The organism is Bradyrhizobium sp. SZCCHNPS1003 (assembly GCF_032381555.1).
GTDB lineage: Bacteria > Pseudomonadota > Alphaproteobacteria > Rhizobiales > Xanthobacteraceae > Bradyrhizobium.
The window spans coordinates 1-15990 of sequence record NZ_JAUHIU010000004.1; the positions used below are offsets into that span (position 1 = coordinate 1).

At 65.6% G+C, this 15990-nt stretch carries 16 protein-coding genes; 13 read left to right on the plus strand and 3 right to left on the minus strand.

All coding sequences use genetic code 11. From position 1 onward, the window contains the following. Positions 1-317: 317 nt before the first annotated feature. Positions 318-1523 (minus strand): M20/M25/M40 family metallo-hydrolase, encoded by a 1206-nt coding sequence (locus tag QX126_RS07980; RefSeq protein ID WP_315780326.1) that lies wholly within the window; start codon positions 1521-1523, stop codon positions 318-320. Positions 1524-1666: 143 nt separating this feature from the next. Between QX126_RS07980 and QX126_RS07985 the strand changes: the two genes are divergently transcribed. From QX126_RS07985 to QX126_RS08010, 6 genes are all read left to right on the plus strand, one after another. Continuing rightward, a complete protein-coding gene (locus QX126_RS07985) occupies positions 1667-2425 on the plus strand; it encodes an SDR family oxidoreductase (protein WP_315777411.1) in 759 nt (252 codons plus the stop codon). Further along, positions 2422-3330, plus strand: a complete 909-nt coding sequence (locus tag QX126_RS07990) for a sigma-70 family RNA polymerase sigma factor (RefSeq protein ID WP_315780327.1) — start codon at positions 2422-2424, stop codon at positions 3328-3330. Before QX126_RS07985 ends, QX126_RS07990 begins: the two co-directional genes overlap by 4 nt. Before the next feature lie 81 nt (positions 3331-3411). After that, positions 3412-3978, plus strand: a complete 567-nt coding sequence (locus QX126_RS07995; RefSeq protein WP_315739273.1) for a cytochrome b — start codon at positions 3412-3414, stop codon at positions 3976-3978. Between the two features lie 140 nt (positions 3979-4118). After that, positions 4119-4523, plus strand: coding sequence for an OsmC family protein (locus QX126_RS08000; protein WP_315739451.1), 405 nt, complete (start codon positions 4119-4121; stop codon positions 4521-4523). Continuing rightward, positions 4520-5221 (plus strand): VIT family protein, encoded by a 702-nt coding sequence (locus QX126_RS08005; RefSeq protein WP_315739274.1) that lies wholly within the window; start codon positions 4520-4522, stop codon positions 5219-5221. Before QX126_RS08000 ends, QX126_RS08005 begins: the two co-directional genes overlap by 4 nt. A gap of 347 nt (positions 5222-5568) precedes the next feature. Continuing rightward, on the plus strand, positions 5569-6303 hold the full coding sequence (locus tag QX126_RS08010) for an HlyD family efflux transporter periplasmic adaptor subunit (protein ID WP_315777413.1): 735 nt from the start codon (positions 5569-5571) through the stop codon (positions 6301-6303). A 35-nt stretch (positions 6304-6338) separates the two neighbouring features. Here the strand turns inward: QX126_RS08010 and QX126_RS08015 are convergent, their stop codons facing one another. Both QX126_RS08015 and recQ read right to left on the minus strand, forming a co-directional pair. Further along, positions 6339-6644, minus strand: a complete 306-nt coding sequence (locus QX126_RS08015) for a hypothetical protein (RefSeq protein ID WP_315780329.1) — start codon at positions 6642-6644, stop codon at positions 6339-6341. Between the two features lie 391 nt (positions 6645-7035). After that, positions 7036-8841, minus strand: coding sequence for a DNA helicase RecQ (recQ, locus tag QX126_RS08020; RefSeq protein WP_315780331.1), 1806 nt, complete (start codon positions 8839-8841; stop codon positions 7036-7038). Between the two features lie 223 nt (positions 8842-9064). Here recQ and QX126_RS08025 point away from each other — a divergent pair, with 223 nt between their 5' ends. From QX126_RS08025 to QX126_RS08055, 7 genes are all read left to right on the plus strand, one after another. Continuing rightward, complete coding sequence (locus tag QX126_RS08025; RefSeq protein ID WP_315739278.1) at positions 9065-9952, plus strand: 4'-phosphopantetheinyl transferase; 888 nt, start codon at positions 9065-9067, stop codon at positions 9950-9952. Positions 9953-10283: 331 nt separating this feature from the next. Then, positions 10284-11615, plus strand: coding sequence for an ABC transporter substrate-binding protein (locus tag QX126_RS08030; RefSeq protein WP_315770974.1), 1332 nt, complete (start codon positions 10284-10286; stop codon positions 11613-11615). Between the two features lie 124 nt (positions 11616-11739). Beyond that, positions 11740-12702 carry a sugar ABC transporter permease gene (locus QX126_RS08035; RefSeq protein ID WP_315739280.1) on the plus strand — a complete coding sequence of 321 codons (963 nt, stop codon included), beginning with the start codon at positions 11740-11742 and terminating at the stop codon, positions 12700-12702. Then, a complete protein-coding gene (locus QX126_RS08040) occupies positions 12699-13652 on the plus strand; it encodes a carbohydrate ABC transporter permease (protein ID WP_315757847.1) in 954 nt (317 codons plus the stop codon). The genes QX126_RS08035 and QX126_RS08040 overlap by 4 nt, the downstream gene beginning before the upstream one ends. A 17-nt stretch (positions 13653-13669) precedes the next feature. Then, positions 13670-13867, plus strand: coding sequence for a hypothetical protein (locus QX126_RS08045; RefSeq protein WP_315739282.1), 198 nt, complete (start codon positions 13670-13672; stop codon positions 13865-13867). Positions 13868-13871: 4 nt separating this feature from the next. After that, positions 13872-14984, plus strand: coding sequence for an ABC transporter ATP-binding protein (locus QX126_RS08050; protein ID WP_315780333.1), 1113 nt, complete (start codon positions 13872-13874; stop codon positions 14982-14984). Then, positions 14977-15987, plus strand: coding sequence for an ABC transporter ATP-binding protein (locus QX126_RS08055; protein ID WP_315780335.1), 1011 nt, complete (start codon positions 14977-14979; stop codon positions 15985-15987). The genes QX126_RS08050 and QX126_RS08055 overlap by 8 nt, the downstream gene beginning before the upstream one ends. Positions 15988-15990 lie beyond the last annotated feature (3 nt).

The window sequence follows — 15990 nt, forward strand, 5'->3', positions numbered from 1 at the left end:
GCGCCTATAACCCGTTCAAACCGTCGCGCAGGGAAGGCCGGATATTGGGCTGAACCTGTGGTTCTGCCGCGTGCTTTCTGCTGCACGCGGACCGCGGGTATCAGCCGATACCCGGTCTTCCCTGCGCCTCTTCTTCGAGGAGAAGAGGACCAAAGGACGCAAAGCCCGGGTGCCATCCGCCGCGGGAGCGCGACGTCATGGCCTCGCTGTTCGACCTGTTCGGAACATGCGCGTTTGCCGGCAAGCCCGTCATCACGACGCCGCGCGGGAGCAAGGAGGTTGCAGCCATTCCGCTTGGGTGTTCGGACGGCGTCGTCTCACCCCATCGTGGCCAGCCGAACCGCCAGCGCACACGCCCGGTCGTATTCGTCCAGGTTGATCCATTCGTCGATCGTGTGCGGCTCGTTCTGGCCGGTGCCGAAGGTCACGGTGGGGATGCCGTGGCGGACCATCCAGTTGGCGTCGAGGCCGCCATTGCCGGCGCGCAGGGTCGGCGCGGCGCCGATGTCGGAAACGGCAGCCATGGCGCGCTTGACGACGGGAAGGGTCTCCTTCATCCGGAACGGATGATAGTCGGTCTCGGCCTTGAACTTGACGCGGCCGGACTTGCCCTCGCTGTTGGTGACCTGCTTGGCCGCCTTCTCGAAAGCGGCCTTGTAGGCCTTGGTGATCTCGCGGATGAATTTGGCATCGTGGCTGCGACATTCGCCGCGGACGTGGACGTAGTCGGTGACGACGTTGGTGGCGTCGCCCGCGGGGCGGCCTTCGCCGCCGGTGACCGGGCCGACATTGCTGGTGCCAAGCCTCGCGTCCTTGCCCTTGCCCTTCACCACCTTGCCGAACCAGCCGCCGGCTTTGACCTCGGCGAGCGCGAGCGCCAGGATCATGGTGGCGCTGATGCCGCGTTCCGGCGCGACGCCGGCATGCGAGGCACGGCCGAAGATCTCGACCTCCCAGCGGTCGGCGCCGACGGCACCGATGGTGACGCTGGAGGCCGAGCTGCCGTCGAAATTGAAGGCCATCTCGGGCGCGCCGAGGTCATCCGTGTTGACGTGGCGCGCGCCATGGAGCCCGCTCTCCTCGCGCACGCAGAACAGCAGGGTGATCGGCGGATGATCGAGCTTTTGCCTGACAAGCTCGGCGGCGAGCGTGACGAGGATGCCGCAGCCGCAGCGATTGTCGCCGCCGAGCGCGGTCTTGGCCTGGTTGACGATCTTGCGACCAGCGATCTTCGGCTGCGCGCCGGCGCACAGCGGCACCGTGTCCATATGGGTCATGAACATGATCCGCGGCTGATTGTGCTGGCTGCCGCGGCCGGGCAGCTCGACGATCAGGTTGCCGGTCTCGGTCGGCAGCGGAATGCGCGTATTGGCATCGTCGAGCCGCATCGCCTTGGCAGGCACGCCGGCCTGCTTCAGCGCCGCCATGATCTCGCGTCCGATCGCCTTCTCCTGTCCGGTCACGCCCTGGACGGCCAGAAAACGCATCAGACGATCGGTGGCGGCGGCGGTGTCGACGGACATGAAGCGATTCCCATGATGAACGATGTGCCCGGAGCATCCAGCCCAGCGCTCCGTTGCGCAAGGGGGGCACCGGTGGTTTCGCCGCCTGACTCTTTTCCGATGCCTCGATCGTCTTCATGTCATCTCGACATTGGAGCATCATCATGAGCCTGAAAGACAAGACGATCGTCGTGACCGGCGGAAGCCGCGGCCTTGGCCTGGGAGTCGTGGAGGCCCTCGTCGATCGCGGCGCCAAGGTGACCGTCGTCGCGCGCGGAACCGAGGCGCTGAACGCGATTGCTGCGCGCCTGGGTGTGGCCACGATCGCGGCCGACGTCACCGACGAGGCCGCTGCGCATCGCATCGTCGGCGATATCAGCCCCGACATCCTGATCTTGAACGCCGGCACAACGCCGCTCATGGGCCGGCTGGATCGGCTGACCTGGAGGGATTTCTCGGCTGCCTGGGAAACGGACGTCAAGGCGGGCTTGTACTGGATCCAGGCGGCGCTCAAGCTCCCGCTCAAGCCAGGAAGCCGCGTGCTGGTCGGATCGAGCGGCGCGGCGGTGGGTGGTTCACAGATGTCAGGCGGCTACGGCGGCGCCAAGCGCATGCTCTGGTTCATGGCGAAATATGCCAACGGCGTGTCGCAGGACGACAGACTCGGCATCCGCTTCCAGGCGATCGTGCCGCGCATGATGATCCTCGGCACGGGAGTGGGGGATACGGCCGCGGGCGCTTATGCCGGGTCCATGGGCATCACGCCGGAAGCGTTCGTCGCCCGTTTCGGCGCGCCGATGCCGCCGCGCGCGTTCGGCGATCGCGTCGCCTCCGTGCTGGAGGACCCGCGATTCGCCGATGGTGTCGTGTTCGGTCTGAATGGCGACGACGGTGTGACGGTGATGGAAGGAGCGGCAGCTTGAGTGACGGACCACAGGATCAGCAAGACGCGCGCAGGGCCGAGCTCATGGCCCTGGCAGAGAAGTTGCGGCCCGAGCTGCATCGCTATTGCGCACGGCTGATGGGGTCGGTGATCGACGGCGAGGACGTCGTGCAGGACACCCTGACGAAGGCGCTCGTCGCCGTGGGCGAGATGCGGGACCTCGCGATGCTGCGCGCCTGGCTGTTCCGGGTCGCGCATAACCGGGCGCTGGACCTGCTGCGCAGCCGTGCGATCCGGGCGGTCGAACCGATCGAGGCCGCTGACGACGTCGCCGATGACGCCGCACCGGATGCCGTGGAGGTGATGATGCGCGACGAGGCGATCAGGACGGCGGTGTCACGCTTCACGGAGCTTCCGATCCCTCAGCGGAGCGTGCTCATCCTCAAGGACGTGCTCGACGAGCCGCTCGCCGACATCGCGGCGTTGCTCGGCCTGACGTTGGACTCGGTGAAGGCGCATCTCGCCCGCGCCCGCGCGCGGCTCTCCGAGATCAACGCCGTGGCCGAGGCCCGGCCGGCGGCGAGACCGGCGTCCGATGCGGTGGCGCGCTATGCGAGCCTGTTCAACCGGCGTGATTGGGACGGCCTGCGCGCGCTGCTGGCGCACGACGTCAAGCTGCACCAGTCCACTCATCCCGTCCGTGTCGGCTCGGCCGATGTCGGGATGTTCTTCAGCATCTACGCCGGGATGGACGGCGTCTGGCTGGCGCCCGCCTGGCTCGAGGGCCGGGAAGTGATCGCCGTGTTCGAACGCCATGGCGATCCGCAGCCCAGCTACTTCATGTGGCTGAGCTGGCGCGACGGCAAGATCAGCTTCATCCGCGACTACCGCTACGTCCGCTATGTCATCGCCGATGCAGAGCTGGCACTCGTCCCGCTAGTCTGAGCACCCAGGCCGGCAAGGGCTTGATCCACGTCAACGAGGGACGGTCGCGTCAGGACCATATTCTGAAGAGAGAGGTCCGAGATGCAGCTCTTCAACTCGACGCGAAGCTACGGCGCAATTCCACAGACGTTGCATTGGTTGACGGTCGTGCTCGTGGCCGTCGCCTGGGCGCTTGGTGTCTTCGGTGACGTGCTGCCCAAGGGCGCACCGCGCGAATCCGGCCTGTTCATCCACGTGACGGCTGGGATCGCGATCCTCGCGCTTCTGGCCGTGCGCCTGGCTTGGCGGCTGGCCGATCCATCTCCGCCGCCCGAGACGACCGAATTCGCCACATGGATGGGAAAGTGGCAGGATCCGGCCGCGCGTTTCGCGCACTACGCCCTCTATGCGCTGCTCCTTGCCGTCCCTGTCGTTGGAATCGTGTTGCAGTTTGCACGCGGTGATGCCTTGCCGCTGTTTGGCATCGCCGAGATCGCGTCGCCCTGGCCCAAGGACCGCGCGTTTGCTCACAACGTCAAGGAAGTGCACGAAATTCTCGCCCACGCCCTCGTCATCGTGGCCGCAATGCATGCGGCCGCCGCGCTGATCCATCACTGGATCTTCCGGGATCGGACGCTCCTGCGCATGCTGCCTCATTCGGACGACTAGGGGAGGCGACAGGCCTGTCGGGAATGACGGATTGCGTCGTCGCTTCAGGCGCCGTGACCGAACGGTCGCGATCCGATCGATCACTCCGCTCATGGTTCGGATTGCCAATCCCCCAGGAAACACGGCCGGGAGACTCGCCAATGCTGGAGTATCGCGTCAACGCCCGACGGATCGATGCGCATGAAAGCGTCGCAGACTGCAAGGATGCGACCGTGGTGCTCGATACCGACGTCAAGGGACGGCGGGATGCATTCAACCCGGCCGAGCTTCTTCTCGCCGCGGTTGCCGCCTGCATGATCAAGGGAATCGAACGCGTGACGCCGATGCTCAAGTTCCATGTTCGTGGCGTCGAGGTGCGACTGATCGGCGTCCGTCAGGACAGCCCGCCGATGATGGCGTCGATCGATTACGAGCTGATCGTCGACACCGATGAAGATGACCGCCGGCTCGAGCTGCTTCATCAGAATGTCAGGAAGTATGGAACGATTTCCAACACCGTGGCCGCCGCGACGAGGTTGCAAGGCGTGATCAGGAGAAAGACATGAGCCGTCTTCACGTCCACCCTGAAAGCCACCTGGTGGCGCGGATCGGATGGCTCAGGGCGGCCGTTCTGGGAGCCAATGACGGCATCATTTCGACTGCAAGTCTGATCGTCGGTGTTGCTGCGGCAGCAGCGACACGAAACGACGTCCTGATCGCGGGTGTCGCGGGATTGGTCGCGGGAGCGATGTCGATGGCCGCCGGTGAATATGTCTCCGTCAGTTCGCAGTCGGATACGGAGCAGGCCGACCTTGCACGGGAGCGCAAGGAGCTGAGCGACAACCCCGCATTTGAACGCGACGAGCTTGCCGATATCTACGTCAAGCGAGGTGTGGATCAATCCCTTGCGCGGCAGGTGGCCGAGCAGTTGATGGCGAAAGACGCGTTGACGGCTCATGCGCGCGACGAATTGGGAATCTCGGAGATCACCGCAGCGCGGCCCATCCAGGCCGCCGTGACCTCGGCCATGATGTTTTCGGTGGGAGCCGCCATGCCCTTGCTGATGGTCGTCGTGTCGCCCGCCAATTTGCTGGTCCCGATCGTCTCCGCGGCTTCTCTCGCCTTTCTCGCGGTGCTGGGAGCGATCGGCGCAAAGGCAGGCGGGGCCAACATTCCGCGCGCCACCTTTCGCGTGACGTTCTGGGGGGCCTTCGCCCTGGGTCTCACCGCAGGCATCGGAAAGTTGTTTGGGGCCGTCGTTTGAAGCGCGGGCAAAGCTTGCGTGACGATCAACGGCGTTACCGCCGTCTCGTGTCGAGGTTGCGGCGGTGTCGCGGTGTCGTCGACGCCGGCATTGTTTCGAGAAATTGAAGACCCAATTCGGTCCAGGCGCCATTATCAACCGGCCCGCGAGCCGCCACATCGGCGTCACGAGCATTCGATGGGCGCGACCTTCACGTCACGAGGACGCCGCCGAGGCGGCAATGCGCCCGATGCCGTGGTCGTGAGGAGCGAGCGGTGGACGGACAGCAAGCGCCGGGCGGATCCCGGCTGACGATTCTGCATGAGGAGCGTCCCCCGGCGGACCCGCGCGCCACATCCAGGGCGTCCGTGGGACGTGCGCTGTGGTCGCTCGTCGGGCTCGGCCTGATGATCGGAATGCTCGTCGCGCTGCCATGGATGGTCGAGTATGTGACCGTCGGCCAATATCTCGTCCACACCGATGATGCCTATGTCAGGATGAACGAAGTCCCGGTCAGGTCGGCGGTGTCCGGCCTGGTCAGGGACCTGCTCGTGACCGACAATCAGGAGATTGTTGCGGGACAGGTTCTGGCGCGGATCGAGCACCGGGACGAGCGCGCCGCGACGGTCGCGCTGAACGACGTCATCGCTCCCGTCGCCGGCGTCGTGGCCGCAAGCGGTCTCCATGTCGGGGACGCCGTGACGGCAGATCGGTCGTTGATGGCGGTGGTCACGCCGGGCGAGTCCCACGTCATCGCTGCCCTCGCGGTCTCCGAGATCACCTATGTCGCGATCGGACAGGCGGTCACGATCGACGTGCCCGGTCTGCCCTCCGTCCGGCTCTATGGGCATGTCGCGGATGCCGAATTGATCGGCGCGGCGTCCGGCTCGCCAGACGGCGAAAGCCGGATTGCGCTGAAGATCAGCCTGCTGAAGGCGGCCATGCCCGCCGGATTGCGATCCGGCATGGCTGTCGGCGCGACGATCCTGACCGGCCTGACCGGGACGGAGCGGATGGTCTCGCAGATCCTGCAGAAGAGGGCGCAGAGGACCTGCCGCTGCGAGCAGGATCTCCAACCCGCGTCGGTGCAGCGGCGCATCTGACCACGGCATCCCCACGCGACGCGCGGCGCCCGCGATCAGCCGCGGCTGAGCTCCTGCACGCCGTCGTGAACCTGGTAGACGACCTTGCCCTCGCGCCAGGCGAACGCGCCGCCGGGCTCGCGGCAGACGATGCCGGCTTCCGGAATCAGCTTGTCGCAGAGCATGACGATGACGTCCTCCAGCGGTGCGCTGGTGTCGTTCTCCTCGGTCATCCGGTCGATCGAGATCTCGCCGCCCTCGACGCCGTCGTCGATGTGGACGATGAAGATCTCCTCATGGCCATGGATGCCATGCGCCGTCACCCGAAACACTTCCCCCTTGTACTCGAATTCCCGAACCATCGCGTCCGCCCATATGAGTTTGTTGATTGCCGTTTCAAGCGGGGACGGAAACTAAGAGCGTGCCGCGCGAGGGTCAAGAAAAGTCGGTGTCGGGAATCCGACAAAATACAACGGGTGCGAACGCATGCTACGGGTGTGCGCGCATGTTCGCTGCACGACGGCAATCCGTGCATGCCGCTCATGCGCGAACTGCCCGTGGAGCCGATTTGTCGTAAACTAATCAATTGCACTCGGCAAATCACCGTCACATTTCCGCGCATCCGGCTCGCCGAAGAGGGACGTTTCGCGATCGTCACGAGCGTCCGGCCGGGATCGCGAGCCCATGTGTGAGGCCATGTGTGCCGTCTGATAGTCGAGCGAAGGAGTCGCGGTGCTGCGGGACGATGCGGGCTCAGGCGCCCGCATCATGCGCTTTGATGACCGCCACGAATGCCTCGCCGTAGCGCGCGAGCTTGACCGTACCGGCGCCGGGGATGCTCGCAAGCTCCGCGACGGAGCGCGGATGGCGGGCCGCCATTTCGGCCAGCGTCTTGTCGTGGAAGATGACGTAGGGCGGCACGTTCTGGGCCTTGGCGAGCTCCATCCGCCGGACGCGCAGCTTCTCGAACAAGTCGCGGTCGAGGTCAGGAAATGTCGTCGTGGTCTGCCGCTCCCGAGCCTTGCGGTCGCGCCTGGTCTTCTTCAGCACGCGCAGGCTGAGTTGCGGCTTGTCGCGTAGGAACTGGCGGCCCTCGGGCGAGATCGACAGGCCGCCATGGCCGGCGATGTCGACGCTGACCAGCCCATGCGCGACGAGCTGGCGGACGATGGAGCGCCAGGCGTTGCGGTCGTGCTCCTTGCCGATGCCGAAGGTGGAGAGCTTGTCATGGCCGAGCCGTTCGATGCGCTCGTCCGTCTCGCCGAGCAGCACCGCGACGACGTGGGCCTGGCCGAAGCGCTCGCCGGTGCGGTGGATGCAGGACAGCAGCTTCTGCGCGGCGATGGTGCCGTCGAAGGTCTCGGGCGGGTCGAGGCAGATGTCGCAATTGCCGCACGGCGCGCAATCGTCGCCGAAATAGCGCAGCAGCACCTGGCGCCGGCATTGGCAGGTCTCGGCGAAGCCGAGCAGCGCATCGAGCTTGCGGCGCTCGGTGCGCTTGCGCGCATCGGGCGCGTCCGACTCATCGATGAAGCGGCGGCGCAGCGCGATGTCCTCGGCGCCGTACAGCATCAGGGTTTCCGATGGCAGGCCGTCGCGGCCGGCGCGGCCGGTCTCCTGATAGTAGGCCTCGATGCTGGACGGCAGATCGGCATGCAGCACGAAGCGCACGTCGGGCTTGTCGATGCCCATGCCGAAAGCGATGGTGGCGACCATGATCAGCCCCTGCTCGAGCTGGAAGCGACGCTGGTTCTTCTCCCGCGCCTTCATCTCCATGCCGGCATGATAGGGCAGCGCCGGAAAGCCGTGGTCGCTGAGCGAGGCGGCGACCTCCTCGGTCTTGCGCTTGGACAGGCAATAGACGATGCCGCTCTCGCCCTCGCGGGATTTCAGGAAGGCGAGCATCTGCTGCATCGTGCTGGTCTTCTCCGCCGCGCCGTAGCGGATGTTCGGCCGGTCGAAGCCGGCGATGAAGCTGTTGCCGTCGCCGATCGAGAGATGCTCGACGATCTCGGCCCGCGTCGGCGCATCGGCGGTGGCGGTGAGCGCGATGCGCGGGATCGTCGGGAACAGCCCGGCGAGACAGTCGAGGGCGCGGTATTCGGGCCGGAAATCATGGCCCCATTGCGAGACGCAGTGCGCCTCGTCGATGGCGATCAGCGACAGTTGCGCGGCCTTGAGACGCTCCAGGTTCTCCGGCCTGAGCAGCGTCTCGGGCGCCATGTAGAGCAGGTCGAGCTCGCCGCGTTCGATGTCCTGCCACAGCAGGTCCTTCTCGGCGCCCCAGAGCCGCGAGTTCAGCGCCGCGGCCTTCACGCCGGCCTGCCGGAGCGCGGTGACCTGGTCCTCCATCAGCGCGATCAGCGGCGAGATGATCAGCCCGAGGCCGGGACGCGCCAGCGCCGGGATCTGGTAGCACAGCGATTTGCCGCCGCCGGTCGGCATCAGCACGAAGGCATTGTGTCCGGCGATCACGTGCTCGACGATGTCGCGCTGCCGCCCGCGAAAGCTGTCATAGCCGAACACGGCCTTGAGGATCGAGAGCGGATCGGCGGTCATGGGAACGCACTTCTTCGGCAGACGGAGGGACTGGATAAGTCCCGTTGCGGGACGCCGCCGTCAAGCGAAAGCTGCCCGGTGACGCGCATTTCAGCGGCGCGGAGAAGCATGGCGGGGACAGTGGCAGGGGCGCGTTGGACAAGCCGACGAGTTATGGCAGAATCGACTTGCATCGCATTATGTTCCGATCCTGATACGAGCATGGGCTGCCGGGGCGAGCTGGGTGCCTTGGCACCTCGCCGGGCGCAAGGTGGTGCTGGTCGATGCCGATCCGCAGTGGTCGGTGGTGCGGCTCGCCGAGCGGCAGCGTGCGCTCGCCATGCAAAGCTCGGGCGCGTGGCGCCGCGAGATCGCGAAACATGTTGAACCGTTGGAATTCGCTTCGACGTCGCCGTGTCGTATACGGTGGCGGTCGGTCGAGGCCGGTCCGCAAAGAGACGCGCGCGCAGAGTTGGTGACGAGGGTGCTTGCAGATCTGTTTGAAGGCCCGGTCGTGGTCGTGGCCTCCAGCCTCTCGCTGGCGGACGACGAGCTGTTTGCCGAGGAGCGCGCTCATATTCAAGCCGCGGTCGCCAAGCGGCGGGCCGAGTTCGCGACCGCGCGGGTCCTGGCGCGCAGGGCGCTGGCCGCGCTCGGAGCTCCGCCGGTGGCGCTCGTCCCGGCGCCGGATCGCGCGCCGGTGTGGCCGCCGGGCTATGTGGGAAGCATCTCACATTGTGCCGATCATTGCGCCGTGGCCGTAGCCCGAAGCAGGGATGTCTCGTCGCTCGGACTGGATGTCGAGGACCTGCGCGAGCTCGATCCGTCGATGCGCGACCTGGTGCTTACGCCGGCCGAGCGGCGATGGCTTCGCGCGCAGCCGGACGCCTTGCAGCCGATGCTGCCGATCGTGATCTTCAGCGCGAAGGAAGCCTACTACAAATGCCAATATCCGATCACGCACGGCTTCCTGGATTTCCAGGACGTCGAGCTCACGATCGCATGGGCGGCAGGCACGTTCGAGGCGCGCGTCGTGAGAGAGGGATGGCCGGCTGCCATTGCTCGCCTCGCCGGACGCTTCCTCATCGCTGACGGCCGGGTCAGTTGCGGCGTGACGTTGGCGAAGGGCTGATCGCGCGGATGCAGCCTGGAGTTGGGCCGAGCCTGCGTCCTGGCGGCTGCGCCGGAGAGCCGCGCCATCGCCATCCCGGCAAACCTCCGGACGACGAGCAGCTTACCGCAGTCGCTAAACATGATGCGCTGCAAACGTCGCGAAAACGCGCTTGACATGTTTAGTCATTCACAATCTACTAAACAAAATACTTAACTCGGACGGATGATCCGGGGCCATGGGGAAACGCTTGCGGCTCGCGCTGTCGTTGTGACGGCGCCGCTCGCCGCAGGCCATGCATCGCCGTCACCCACGCGAAGCGGGGACGGCGCCAACAGGGAGGGAGTGCCAGATGAAGTTGCTGCAGACATTTGCACTGACGGCGACGGTCGCCGCTGCGACCGTGCTCGGCGCATCCGCGCCGGCACGCGCCGAAGGAAAGACCATCACCTTGTGCTGGGCCGCCTGGGACCCGGCCAATGCGCTGGTCGAGCTGTCCAAGGACTTCACCGCCAAGACCGGCGTCAGCATGAAGTTCGAGTTCGTGCCGTGGCCGAACTTCGCCGACCGCATGCTCAACGAGCTGAACTCCAAGGGCAAGCTGTGCGACCTGATGATCGGCGACTCCCAGTGGATCGGCGGCGCCGCCGAGAACGGTCAATATGTCAAGCTCAACGAGTTCTTCGATAAGGAAGGCATCAAGATCTCCGACTTCATGCCCGCCACCGTGGCCGGCTACGCCGAATGGCCGAAGGGCACGCCGAACTACTGGGCGCTGCCGGCGATGGGCGACGCCAACGGCTGGACCTATCGCAAGGACTGGTTCTCACGGTCCGAAATCCGCGAGGAGTTCAAGAAGAAGTTCGGCCGCGAGCTCGACGTGCCCAAGACGCAAGCCGAGCTGAAGGACATCGCCGAGTTCTTCCAGAAGCGGGTGATCGACGGCAAGACCGTCTACGGCGCGGCGATCTTCACCGAGCGCGGCTCGGAAGGCATCACCATGGGCGTCACCAACGCGCTCTATCCGTTCGGCTTCAAGTATCAGAACCCGAAGAAGCCGTATGACATGCAGGGCTTTGTCAATTCCGACGACGCCGTGAAGGGCCTCGAATTCTACAAGGCGCTGTACAAGTGCTGCACGCCGCCCGGCTATTCGAATGGCTACATGCAGGAAGGGCTCGACGCCTTCAAGTCCGGCCAGGTCGCGCTGCAGATGAACTGGTTCGCCTTTTTCCCGGGCCTCTACAAGGACCCCAATGTCGGCGGCGACAAGATCGGCTTCTTCGTCAACCCGGCGCAGAAGGAGAAGGGCTCGCAGCTCGGCGGGCAGGGCATCTCGGTGGTGGCCTATTCGCCGAACCGTGCCGAGGCGCTGGCCTACATCAAATGGTTTGCCTCGCTCGACACCCAGAAGAAATGGTGGGCGCTCGGCGGCTATAGCTGCCACAAGGGCGTGCTCAACGACCCCAACTTCAAAAACACCGCGCCGTTCGCCGCCGACTTTCTGGTGGCGATGGACCAGGTGGTCGATTTCTGGGCCGAGCCGTCCTACGCGCAGCTCCTGCTCGCCATGCAGAAGCGCGTCCACGACTATGTCGTCGCCGACCAGGGCACCGCCAAGGGCGCGCTCGACGGGCTGATCGCCGACTGGACCAAGGTCTTCAAGGAGGACGGCAAGCTCTGATGGCCGCGGCACCTCGCGCACACGCGGGATTCGCCACGACAATCCCTCCGGCGAGCTTCGGCTTGCCGGGCGGACCAACCAGTCTCACCGCCAGCCAGAAGCAGCCAGTGAAGCAGTCCCTCGCATGACCGACCAAACCGGACTGAGCAGCCTCGTCGACCGCGCCGCCCTCGTGACGCCGCCGGTCGTGGCGGGGCGCGTGCGCGGCCTGTCCGAGCGCGCCATCGCCTGGCTGTTCATCACGCCGACCATGCTGCTGCTGCTCGCGATCAACATCTTCCCGTTGATCTGGACCATCCGGCTGTCCTTCACCAATTATCGCGCGAACCGTCCGAACGCCACCGTGCTCGATGTCGGGCTCGCCAACTACCAGTCGATCCTGACCGATCCGGACGTCTGGGCGGCGATGACGGTGACCGCGCGCTTCGTGTTCTGGACCATCCTGATCCAGACCGTGCTGGGCTTCACCCTGGCCTGGCTGATCGACAAGAAATTCCGTGGCCACGGCCTTTGGACCACGTTGATCCTGCTGCCGATGATGCTGTCGCCGGCCGTGGTCGGCAATTTCTGGACCTTCCTGTACCAGCCGCAGATCGGCCTGTTCAATTACGTCATCGCCGCCGTGACCGGCATGCCGGCGTCGTCGTTCCAGATGCTGGCGCAGGTGCCGCTGGCGCCTTGGGCCATCGTCGTCGTCGACACCTGGATGTGGACGCCCTATGTGATGCTGATCTGCCTCGCAGGCCTGCGCTCGATTCCCGACTACATCTATGAGGCGGCCGAGGTCGACCGCGCCTCGCCGTGGCGGCAGTTCTGGTCGATCACGCTGCCGATGGCGCTGCCCTTCATCATGCTCGCGGTGTTGTTCCGCGGCATCGAGAACTTCAAGATGTTCGACATGGTCAACCTGCTGACCGGCGGCGGTCCAGGCTCGACGACCGAGGTCGCCTCGATCACCTTGAAGCGCGAGGCGTTCGAAAAGTGGCGCACCGGCTATTCCTCGGCGTTCGCCATCATCCTGTTCGTCACCGTGTTCGGTCTCGCCAACATCTACGTCAAGGCGCTCAACCGGGTGAAAAGCCGATGACCGGTCTCGCAACCGCCCATTCCGTCGTTGATCCGTCGCCGCTGACCAAGCGGATCGCGGCAACCGTGGTGATCGCCTATGCCCTGATCACTTTGGTGCCGCTGCTGTGGATCTTCATGACCGGATTCAAGTCGCCATCGGACGCGATCGCCTATCCGCCGAAGCTGGTCGCCGAGCCGAGCCTGGAGGGTTACTGCAACCTGTTCACGACCCGGACCCGGCAGGCCCCGGAGTACATGGCCAAGCTGCCGCCGGCCGCCAGCCTCTGCGACAGCATTTCGCGCGGCCGCAACATGGTGGTCGCGGGTCCATCGAACTACATCCCACGCTACGTCAATTCACTGGTGATCGCGTTCGGCTCGACCGCGCTGTCGGTCGTGCTCGGCACGCTTGCGGCCTACGCCTTCTCGCGCTTCAAGGTGCCGCTGAAGGATGACCTCTTGTTCTTCATCCTGTCGACCCGGATGATGCCGCCGATTGCGGTCGCGATCCCGATCTACCTGATGTATCGCGAGCTCGGCCTGTCCGACACGCGGCTCGGCATGATCCTGCTCTATACGTCCGTCAACATCTCGCTCGCGGTCTGGCTGCTCAAGGGCTTCATGGACGAAATCCCGCGCGAATACGAGGAGGCGGCGATGGTCGACGGCTACACCCGGCTGCAAGCCTTCTTCAAGGTCGTGTTGCCGCAGGCCACCACCGGCATCGTCGCCACCGCGATCTTCTGCCTGATTTTCGCCTGGAACGAATATGCCTTTGCGGTGCTTCTGACCTCGGGCACGGCGCAGACCGCGCCGCCCTTCATTCCGATTATCATCGGCGAGGGCGGCCAGGACTGGCCGGCGGTTGCGGCGGGCACCACGCTGTTCCTGATCCCGATCGTCGTGTTCACGGTGCTGCTGAGGAAACACCTGTTGCGCGGCATCACCTTCGGAGCGGTGCGCAAATGAGCGAGTCGATCCGGAACATGCCTGCCGATGTGGCCACCACGCGCTGGCCACGGGCGCTGCGGCGCGGCCCGATGGAGACGCTGGCGACGATCCTCATTGCGGCGGGCGTGCTGATGCTGCTGCAGCCGTTCGCGCTGGTGCTCTACACCTATTCCTTCATCACCACGCTCGCTGGTGTCGTGATGTTCACCATCGTCTCCAAGTTCCCGGACTGACGCCATGGCCGAGATCCGGATCGAGAACCTGTTCAAGGAGTTCGGCGGCTTTGCCGCCGTGCGCGGCACCAGCTTCACGATCGCCGACGGCGAGTTCTTCTGCCTGCTCGGTCCTTCCGGCTGCGGCAAGACCACCACGTTGCGCATGATTGCAGGCCTGGAGCTGCCGACGTCGGGGACCATCAACCTCGGCGGCGAGGACGTCACCTTCCGGCGCGCGCGTGAGCGCGACATCGCCATGGTGTTCCAGCTGTTCGCGCTCTACCCGCACATGAACGTACGCAGGAACATCGCCTTTCCCCTGGTCTCGATGGGGGTGCCCAAGGCGGAGATCAGGCGGCGGGTCGAGGAAGCGGCGCGCATCCTGCGCATCGACCATCTGGTGGACCGTCCGGTGAGCGGGTTGTCGAGCGGCGATCGCCAGCGCGTCGCACTCGGCCGCGCCATTGTCCGCGAGCCCAAAGCGTTCTTGATGGACGAGCCGCTGGGCGCGCTCGATGCCGAGTTCCGTCACATCATGTGCGGCGAGCTGCGCGCGCTGCACGACCGGCTCAAGGCGACCACTGTGTTCGTGACTCACGACCAGCTCGAGGCGATGTCGATGGCCGACACGATCGCGGTGATGAATCGCGGTGTCGTGGAGCAGCTCGGAACGCCCCAGGAGATCTACGACCGTCCCGCCACCATGTTCGTCGCAGACTTCATCGGCTCGCCGGCGATGAACTTCATCCGCTTCGCGGGCAGGCTTGGTGCCGGCACGAACTGCGTGCGCATCGACGGCGCCGAGATCGGCGTGCCCGAGCTGCGCGAGGATGCCGAGAGCGACGAGCTGGTTCTCGGCGTGCGGCCGGAGCAGGTGGCGCTCAGCGCGGAAGGCGGGCTGCGCGGCGAGGTGTTTGGCACCGAATATCTCGGCACCACCCAGATCATCACCGTCACGACGGCTCGCGGCACCGTCAAGGCGCGCGCGCCCGCGGCGGTCCGGATTGAGCGCGCCGAGCCGGTCGGACTCAGCTTCCGCGCCGACCGGCTTTCGCTGTTCAACGCCGCCACGGGCCGTGCAATCCGCACGGCGCTGTATGAGCAGCCGGTGAGAGGAGGGCGCCATCATGGCTGAGACGCGTCTCAACGCCGTCAGCAAGTCGTTCGGATCCAAGCCGGCGGTTCGGGATTTGTCGCTGATCATCCGCGATGGCGAGCTCGTGGTGCTGCTCGGGCCGACCGGCGCCGGCAAGACCACGACCTTGCGCCTGGTGGCAGGCCTCGACATGCCGGATGGCGGCAGCATCACCATCGGCGGCGTCGATCAGACGAAAGCGACGCCGGCCGCGCGCGACGTCACGTTCGTGTTTCAGCAATATTCGCTCTATCCGCATCTGTCGGTGTACGACAATCTCGCCTTTCCGCTGCGCTCGCCGGTGCGCAAGATTCCGGAGGCTGAGATCAAGCGCATCGTCGGTGACGTCGCGGGGATGCTGCGGATCGAGGACAAGCTCGGCAACCGCGCTACTCAGCTCTCGGGCGGTCAGATGCAGCGCGTGGCGATCGGCCGTGCGCTCGTGCGCAGACCTGCGATCGCGTTGCTCGACGAGCCGCTGTCCTCGCTCGACGCCAAGCTGCGTTCCGAGCTGCGCATCGAGCTCAAGCGCATCCAGCAGGATCTCGGCGCCACCATGCTCTATGTCACCCACGACCAGATCGAGGCGATGACACTTGCCAACCGCATCGGTGTGATCGAGCAGGGCCGGCTGGTGCAGGTCGGCAGCCCGCGGGAGGTCTATGAGGATCCGGCCAATGCCTATGTGGCGACCCGGCTCGGCAGTCCCGGCATCAATCTGCTGCCGCGTGGGCTGTTCCCGGATCTCGCGGTGCCGGGCGACGTCGCGACGATCGGCGCGCGCACCGAGCACATGACGGTCCGGCGCGCCGAGACCCGTGCGGACGCACGGGTGAAATGGATCGAGCATCTCGGCGATCAGAATCATCTGCATATCACGCTGCAGGACCAGACCATCGTCAGCCTGGTCGAGCCGGATACGGAATTGAAAGTCGGCGACGCCGTCGCTATCGAGTTCACCCGGCCGCTGCTGTTCGACCGGGCGGGCCAGCGGGTGAGATAGACA

What these genes read in the sequence shown, in the direction of transcription:
- QX126_RS08050 (WP_315780333.1), top strand. Translation starts at nt 13,872, where the DNA reads ATGGCCGAGATCCGGATCGAGAACCTGTTCAAGGAGTTCGGCGGCTTT.
- QX126_RS08055 (WP_315780335.1), top strand. Translation starts at nt 14,977, where the DNA reads ATGGCTGAGACGCGTCTCAACGCCGTCAGCAAGTCGTTCGGATCCAAG.
- recQ (WP_315780331.1), bottom strand. Translation starts at nt 8,841, where the DNA reads ATGACCGCCGATCCGCTCTCGATCCTCAAGGCCGTGTTCGGCTATGAC.
- QX126_RS07985 (WP_315777411.1), top strand. Translation starts at nt 1,667, where the DNA reads ATGAGCCTGAAAGACAAGACGATCGTCGTGACCGGCGGAAGCCGCGGC.
- QX126_RS08045 (WP_315739282.1), top strand. Translation starts at nt 13,670, where the DNA reads ATGCCTGCCGATGTGGCCACCACGCGCTGGCCACGGGCGCTGCGGCGC.
- QX126_RS08000 (WP_315739451.1), top strand. Translation starts at nt 4,119, where the DNA reads ATGCTGGAGTATCGCGTCAACGCCCGACGGATCGATGCGCATGAAAGC.
- QX126_RS07980 (WP_315780326.1), bottom strand. Translation starts at nt 1,523, where the DNA reads ATGTCCGTCGACACCGCCGCCGCCACCGATCGTCTGATGCGTTTTCTG.
- QX126_RS08040 (WP_315757847.1), top strand. Translation starts at nt 12,699, where the DNA reads ATGACCGGTCTCGCAACCGCCCATTCCGTCGTTGATCCGTCGCCGCTG.
- QX126_RS08015 (WP_315780329.1), bottom strand. Translation starts at nt 6,644, where the DNA reads ATGGTTCGGGAATTCGAGTACAAGGGGGAAGTGTTTCGGGTGACGGCG.
- QX126_RS08005 (WP_315739274.1), top strand. Translation starts at nt 4,520, where the DNA reads ATGAGCCGTCTTCACGTCCACCCTGAAAGCCACCTGGTGGCGCGGATC.
- QX126_RS07995 (WP_315739273.1), top strand. Translation starts at nt 3,412, where the DNA reads ATGCAGCTCTTCAACTCGACGCGAAGCTACGGCGCAATTCCACAGACG.
- QX126_RS08035 (WP_315739280.1), top strand. Translation starts at nt 11,740, where the DNA reads ATGACCGACCAAACCGGACTGAGCAGCCTCGTCGACCGCGCCGCCCTC.
- QX126_RS08030 (WP_315770974.1), top strand. Translation starts at nt 10,284, where the DNA reads ATGAAGTTGCTGCAGACATTTGCACTGACGGCGACGGTCGCCGCTGCG.